Origin of the sequence: Protofrankia sp. CiP1_Cm_nod2, from assembly GCF_920664355.1 — a bacterium.
Taxonomy (GTDB): Bacteria; Actinomycetota; Actinomycetes; order Frankiales; family Frankiaceae; genus Protofrankia.
This window is the reverse complement of the sequence record NZ_CAKKTL010000245.1, coordinates 1,790-7,979: the sequence shown is the minus strand read 5'-3', so window position 1 is coordinate 7,979 and position 6,190 is coordinate 1,790. Positions and strand designations below refer to the sequence as shown.

Sequence of the window (6,190 nt, the reverse complement as noted above, 5' to 3'; positions counted from 1 at the left end):
GGGCGGTGAGCGCGGGTGTCGTCACGCGGCCGCGCGTCATCGCGGCTTTCATCGCGTCCGCCCAGCACGCCTGTCCCGGCCGGTTTCTGGCGGAGGTCGGTACGGCGAGCGGCTGATACCGTCCGGCGGGTTCGGAATCGGGCACGCCTCATCGTCGCGCACCGGCGCCGGTGCCGATCACCTGCCCCGCGTCGTGTATCCGTGGGTCAGCCGGCGGCGGTGACGGCTGCCTCGACGATCGTGAAGACCTCGTCCGGGCGCAGCGAGCTGCGGGAGCCGCCGGGACGCCTGGGCGCGCCGCCGATCGAGCTGCCCCCGCCCCAGCCGGGTTCCCGCGCGGCGAGCGCGCCGAGGATCGTCCCCGGCTCCGCGACCGGCCCGACCGGGAAGCCGTCCACCAGGTCGCTGCGCCGTCCCACGGTGTACGCGGTCGAGCCGTCGGGCAGCGGCCGCCACATCACCGCCCGGGTGTGCCCCGCCTCGTACACCCGGTCGAAGGCGTCGGTGTCGCTGGTCGCCATCACCCATCCCGTCCCGGCATGGGTGATCCTGAACGACGCCGCCGGCCGCCGGCCGGCCTGGTCACCCGCCGGGACCGGATCGCTCCCGTCGGCCGGGCCGCCCGGGCCGGTGCCGGCGAGACCGCTGGCCAGCTCGGCGATCGCCGCCACGCAGCGGCTGAGGTCAGCGGCCATCCGCGCGGCGTCGCCGCCGCCACCGCCGGCCCGGGAGGGCAGTGGCACCCGGGCGGCGAACGCGGCGAGCAGGCCCGGTTCGGCCACCGGGTAGGCGGGGCCGTGCGCGTCCCGCCCGGCGACCGCCTCGACCAGCCGCCGCACCGGCCCGCGTACCGGCGAGGCCGCCGCCAGCCAGCCCGGGTGGGCCAGCAGCGCCACGGCCAGCGCGGTGTCCGCGTCGACGTCGTTGACGTAGACGGTGTAACGGCGGGGATCCAGCCCGAGCAGCAGCGCGTCGGTGACCTGTCGGCAGGTCGCGGTGGTCACCAGCCGGATGCAGGCGCCGTGGTGGTCGAAACTCAGCCGGCGGGCGCGCAGGTCGAGCGCGGGGCCCTGCACGACCCCGTCCAGCGCGATGCTGTACGGCGGCAGCTCGCGCAGCTCGACGACAAGGCCGGGGACGACGACCAGCGGCAGGTCACCGACGAGCAGCCGCCACCCGCCGCCACCCACCGCCACCGCCGTGCCGTCCTCGTGGCCCGCGCCGTCCCTGTCGTTGTCCTTCTCGTCCCGGTCGCTCATGTGCCCCGCTCCTTTGCCCGCCAGCGCGGCCGTGCCACCGCCCGGCCGCTTCTTCTGGATCCTGACGGACCACGGTGCTGGATCCTGACGGACCACGGTGCCGGCGGCGGCCCGGGGATCAGCCGCACCCGGAAGACGGCTGGGAGGCGACGGCTGGGAGGCAACGGCTGGGGGACGGCGGCTGGGCGGCCGGGAGCAGTCGTGCGGTTCCTGTTGACCTGAAGTGCGGTTGAGGTTGCAGACTGCTGTCATGCCTTTCCCGACATGCCTTACGGCGCCGCCGGAGGCGTTCGGCGCGCCGGCCGGCGGCCCGCCGTGGCATGGTCGTCCACGGGCGCGCGGCGTCCGCACCCACCCACCGTGACAGGCAGGAAAGGCGCGGCGCATCGCACAGGTGAGCAGCACGGAAGCCCGGAAAGAACCGTGCAAGGGACTCCTGCAGGAGCCGGAAGAGGCCGCTGAAGGGGCCCGGAAGGGACTACCGCCATGACCGTAGAGCTCAACCACACCATCGTGTCGGCGCATGACAAGAGCGCGTCGGCCGCCTTCTTCGCCGACGTCCTCGGGCTGGGCGGCCCGGCCCCGTTCGGCCACTTCCTCGTGGTCACGGCCGACAACGGCGTGAGCCTCGACTTCGCCGAGACGAAAGGCGCGGTCACCCCGCAGCACTATGCCTTCCTCATCGGCGAGACGGAGTTCGACGAGATCTTCGGACGGATCCGCGAGCGTGGCATCCGTTACTGGGCCGACCCGGGCCGCAGCCGGCCGGGAGAGATCAACCACGGCAGCGGCGGTCGCGGGGCCTACTTCCAGGACCCGGACGGCCACCTGCTGGAGATCCTCACCCGCCCTTACGGCAGCGCGGCCTGACGGGGGCCCGCCCGGCCCCCGCCGACGGGCCGCGGACGGGCCACGGACGGGTGGCGGACGGGTGGCGGACGGGCCGCGGACGGGCGGAGCGGGTTGCCGTCCGCCGGCCGCGGTGAAGGTGCCGGCCACCGTGAAAGTTCTGTCTCGGGCCGGGTCACCAGCGATATCGTCCAGTCAGTTGTGACTGTTATTGCGAGCAGAACTGGGGAGATCGATGCGGATCGGCATGACGCTGAGTTACAGCGGTGGCTTCACGGAGGCCGTCGCCGAGCTCGAGGACTTCGAGAAGGCCGGACTCGACATCGTCTCGGTCGCCGAGGCGTACACCTTTGACGCGGTCAGCCAGCTCGGCTTCATCGCGGCGCGGACCAGCCGGCTGGAGATCGCCTCCGCCATCCTGCAGCTGTACACCCGTACCCCGACACTGACCGCGATGACCGCCGCGGGCCTGGACTTCGTCTCCGGTGGCCGGTTCTGGCTCGGGCTCGGCGCGTCCGGGCCACAGGTGATCGAGGGCTTCCACGGCATCCTCTACGACGCGCCGCTGGGCCGCACCCGCGAGGTGATAGACATCTGCCGCCAGGTGTGGCGGCGGGAACCCGTGGTGTACAAGGGCAAGTACTACCAGGTCCCGCTGCCGGAGGGCCAGGGCAGCGGCCTCGGCAAGCCACTGAAGATCATAAACCGTCCGCTGCGGCCCCGGATCCCGATCGTCCTGGCCGCGATCGGCCCGCGTAACGTGGCGCTGGCCGCCGAGATCGCGGAGGGATGGCTGCCGGTGTTCTTCCACCCGGACAGGGCCGACAACGCGTGGGGGAGCGCCCTGCGGGAGGGCTATGCCAGGCGCGACCCCGAGCTCGGCCCGCTGGACATCACCGCCAGCGTGTTCCTCGCCATCGGCGAGGGCTACCAGGACGATCCCGAGCTGCTGCGGCCATATCGCGCCCAGCTGGCCCTCTACATCGGCGGCATGGGCGCGAAGGGCAGGAACTTCTACAACGACCTGGCCTGCCGGTACGGGTACGAGCAGGCCGCCGACGTCGTCCAGGAGCTCTACCTCGCCGGGCGCAAGGAGGAGGCCGCGGCCGCCATCCCGGAGGACCTGGTCCGGGACACCTCGCTGGTGGGGCCGCCCGGGTACATCAAGGAGCGGGTCGCCGCCTTTGCCGAAGCCGGTGTCACGACCCTGCACGTGACGCCGCTGGCGGCCGCGCACGCCGAGCGTGTGCACGCCGTCGAGCAGCTACGCGCGATCATCGACTGACCGCCGGCCGGGGACGGGCGGCGGGCGCGCCCACCGCGGGCACGGCCCGCCGGTGGGCGCGGGCTCTGGGAGGAGCCCACGCCCCCTTCGTCCCCAGGGCCGGCCGGCCTCGCGGCGCATCGCCGGGCCCGGCGATGCGCCGGGCGTTGTGCCGGTGTCGGGCGGGTCAGCCTCGGAGCAGGTGGCGGGCCATGACTATGCGCAGGATCTGGTTGGTGCCCTCGTAGATCTGGGTGATCTTGGCGTCGCGCAGCATCCGCTCCACCGGGAAGTCCCGGGTGTACCCGGCGCCGCCGAACAGCTGCACGGCGTCGACGGTCACCGCCATGGCCACGTCCGAGGCGAACGTCTTGGCCGCCGCGGAGCGGAAGCCCGCCTGCGGCTCACCGCGCTCGGTGGTCGCCGCCGAGGCGTACACCAGATGCCGCGCGGCCTCGATCTTCATCGCCAGCTCGGCCAGGATGAACTGGATGCCCTGGAAGTCCCCGATGCGCTGCCCGAACTGCCGGCGCTCGCGCACGTAGTCCACGGCCGCGTCCAGCGCGCCCTGCGCGATCCCCAGCGCCTGCGCCGCGATCGTCGGACGGGTGTGGTCCAGGGTGGCCAGCGCCGTCTTCAGGCCGGTGCCCGGCTCGCCGATGATCCGGTTGGCCGGGATCGTGCAGTTCTCGAAGTGGATCTCCCTGGTCGGCGATCCCTTGATCCCCAGCTTCCGCTCCTTGTTGCCCACCGAGAAGCCCGGGTCGTCCCGGTGCACCACGAACGCGGAGATGCCCCGTGAGGGCTTGTCCGCGTTCGGGTTGCTCACCGCCATCACCGTGTACCAGGTCGACTCCCCGGCGTTGGTGATCCAGGCCTTCGTGCCGTTGAGCACCCAGTGGTCCCCGTCCAGCTGGGCGCGGGTGCGCATCGACGCGGTGTCCGAGCCTGCCTCTCGTTCGGAGAGCGCGTACGAGATCCCGGCGCCGGCCGCGATCTCGGTCAGCACCGTGCGCTTGAGCTCCTCGTCGGCGGACAGGATGATCGGCTGCGAGCCCAGCTTGTTCACCGCCGGGATCAGTGACGAGGACGCGCACACCCGCGCGACCTCCTCGATCAGGATGCACGCCGAGACCGCGTCCGCGCCCTGGCCGCCGTAGGACTCCGGGATGTGCACCGCGTGGAAATCCGCCTTCACCAGGGCGTCACGGGCCTCCGCCGGAAACCGTTCGGCTTCGTCCACCTCCGTCGCGTATGGCGCGATCTCCTTCTCCGCCAGCGCGCGTACGGCCGCGCGCAGCGCCTCGTGTTCCTCGCCGAGCTGGTAAAGCCCGAAGCCCTGGCTCATCCCCGACTCCTTCCCGGAAGATCAACTGTGATAGTCGTAGAAGCCACGACTGGACTTCTTGCCCAGCAGGCCGGCATCGACCATCCGTAGCAGCAGCGGCGGGGCGGTGTAAAGGGGCTCCTTGAACTCCTCGTACAGCGAGTCCGCCACCGCCTTCACGGTGTCCAGGCCGATCAGATCCGCCAGCCGCAGCGGCCCCATCGGATGGGAGCAGCCGTACACCATGCCGTTGTCGATGTCCTCCACCGACGCGAAACCCGACTCCATCATCCGGATCGCCGACAGTATGTACGGGATCAACAGCGCGTTGACCACGAAGCCCGCCCTGTCCTGCGAGCGGATCACCGTTTTGCCCAGCGCCCCGGTGGCGAAGTCCGTCACGGCCGCCAGGGTCTCCTCGGAGGTCAGCAGCGACGGGATCAGCTCCACCAGCTTCAGCACCGGCACCGGGTTGAAGAAGTGCAGGCCCACCACGTACGCCGGCCGGGTCGTGGCCATGCCCAGCTTCATGATCGGAATCGACGAGGTGTTCGACGCCAGGATCGCCTCGGGTGAGGCCACCACCTTGTCCAGCGCCGTGAACACCTCCAGCTTGGCCTGCTCGTTCTCCGCGATGGCCTCGACCACCAGGTCCCGGTCGATGAAGTCGTCCAGGCTGGTGGTGTAGCGCACGCGGCTCAGCGCCGCGTCGCGCTCCTGCTCGCTCAGTTTCTGGCCGCGGACCGCGCGCTCGAACGACTTCTCGATCCGCCGCTGCCCCGCCTCGAGCGCGAGCTGGCTCACCTCGGTCACCACGACGTCCAGCCCTGCCCGGGCGCTGACCTCGGCGATGCCGGAGCCCATCAGCCCGGCACCCACGATTCCCACCCGCTGGATCCCACTCATGTCCAGTTCTCCTCGTCCTGGCCCGGTGGGCCGTCGCCGCTCGTCCTGGCCCGTGGGCGCCGTTCCCGCGCCGGCTCGGTAGCTTTCCGGATCTTTCCGGTTTTCGCCGGCGGATGAGAGCTTCCGCCGTCACGCGCGAGAGATATTTTGACATCCATCTATCGGATGTACAAGCTTCCTGCCGTCGATACCGTACCCATCGCCGTCCATCACGCTGGGTCGGGTGGCCGGCTCCGGCCGGAGGCATGTCGCGATCTTTACAGGTAATCCCGGGACCGGGCTGTGAGCCGTAGCGACACCCGGACATTACTTTCCGTTATATCGCTTCGTGGGCCGGTTCCGCCGGCCGTTGACGCCGCGGGCGGACGGGGTGGCCGGCCGTACCACGTCCCCTGTCCGTTCCGGTGGTGGGTGCCCGCGTCCTGTGGAACCGGGTGGAATCCGTCTGTATCCGGTTTTATTTGACGTGATATGGCGGAATCCGGTGCTGTCCGGTGGAACTCCGCGTGATCGGTATGAACCGCCGTGGCATGCGTGCGTCAGGTTTTCGAGCGCGTGCTGTAGCGGTTATGTTGCGGACAGTCA

Annotated in this window: 5 protein-coding genes; 2 read left to right on the top strand and 3 right to left on the bottom strand. The window is 71.0% G+C overall.

The window, feature by feature from the left end; genetic code table 11:
- Positions 1-206: 206 nt before the first annotated feature.
- The gene (locus NBW84_RS20575; RefSeq protein ID WP_250286521.1) at positions 207-1,259 is read right to left on the bottom strand and encodes a hypothetical protein; all 1,053 of its coding nucleotides are present in this window, start codon (positions 1,257-1,259) and stop codon (positions 207-209) included.
- Positions 1,260-1,745: 486 nt separating this feature from the next.
- On the opposite strand from NBW84_RS20575, the gene NBW84_RS20570 reads away from it, so the two are divergent.
- Positions 1,746-2,129 carry a VOC family protein gene (locus NBW84_RS20570; RefSeq protein ID WP_250286520.1) on the top strand — a complete coding sequence of 128 codons (384 nt, stop codon included), beginning with the start codon at positions 1,746-1,748 and terminating at the stop codon, positions 2,127-2,129.
- Positions 2,130-2,343: 214 nt separating this feature from the next.
- Complete coding sequence (locus tag NBW84_RS20565; RefSeq protein ID WP_250286519.1) at positions 2,344-3,393, top strand: LLM class F420-dependent oxidoreductase; 1,050 nt, start codon at positions 2,344-2,346, stop codon at positions 3,391-3,393.
- Positions 3,394-3,559: 166 nt separating this feature from the next.
- Here NBW84_RS20565 and NBW84_RS20560 read toward each other — a convergent pair whose 3' ends face one another.
- Both NBW84_RS20560 and NBW84_RS20555 read right to left on the bottom strand, forming a co-directional pair.
- Positions 3,560-4,720 (bottom strand): acyl-CoA dehydrogenase family protein, encoded by a 1,161-nt coding sequence (locus tag NBW84_RS20560; protein ID WP_250286518.1) that lies wholly within the window; start codon positions 4,718-4,720, stop codon positions 3,560-3,562.
- 21 nt (positions 4,721-4,741) lie between these two features.
- The gene (locus NBW84_RS20555; RefSeq protein WP_250286517.1) at positions 4,742-5,605 is read right to left on the bottom strand and encodes a 3-hydroxybutyryl-CoA dehydrogenase; all 864 of its coding nucleotides are present in this window, start codon (positions 5,603-5,605) and stop codon (positions 4,742-4,744) included.
- Between the last annotated feature and the right edge of the window lie 585 nt (positions 5,606-6,190).

Coding starts and splice junctions, on each gene's coding strand:
- NBW84_RS20575 (WP_250286521.1), bottom strand. CDS start 1,259: ATGAGCGACCGGGACGAGAAGGACAACGACAGGGACGGCGCGGGCCAC.
- NBW84_RS20570 (WP_250286520.1), top strand. CDS start 1,746: ATGACCGTAGAGCTCAACCACACCATCGTGTCGGCGCATGACAAGAGC.
- NBW84_RS20565 (WP_250286519.1), top strand. CDS start 2,344: ATGCGGATCGGCATGACGCTGAGTTACAGCGGTGGCTTCACGGAGGCC.
- NBW84_RS20560 (WP_250286518.1), bottom strand. CDS start 4,720: ATGAGCCAGGGCTTCGGGCTTTACCAGCTCGGCGAGGAACACGAGGCG.
- NBW84_RS20555 (WP_250286517.1), bottom strand. CDS start 5,605: ATGAGTGGGATCCAGCGGGTGGGAATCGTGGGTGCCGGGCTGATGGGC.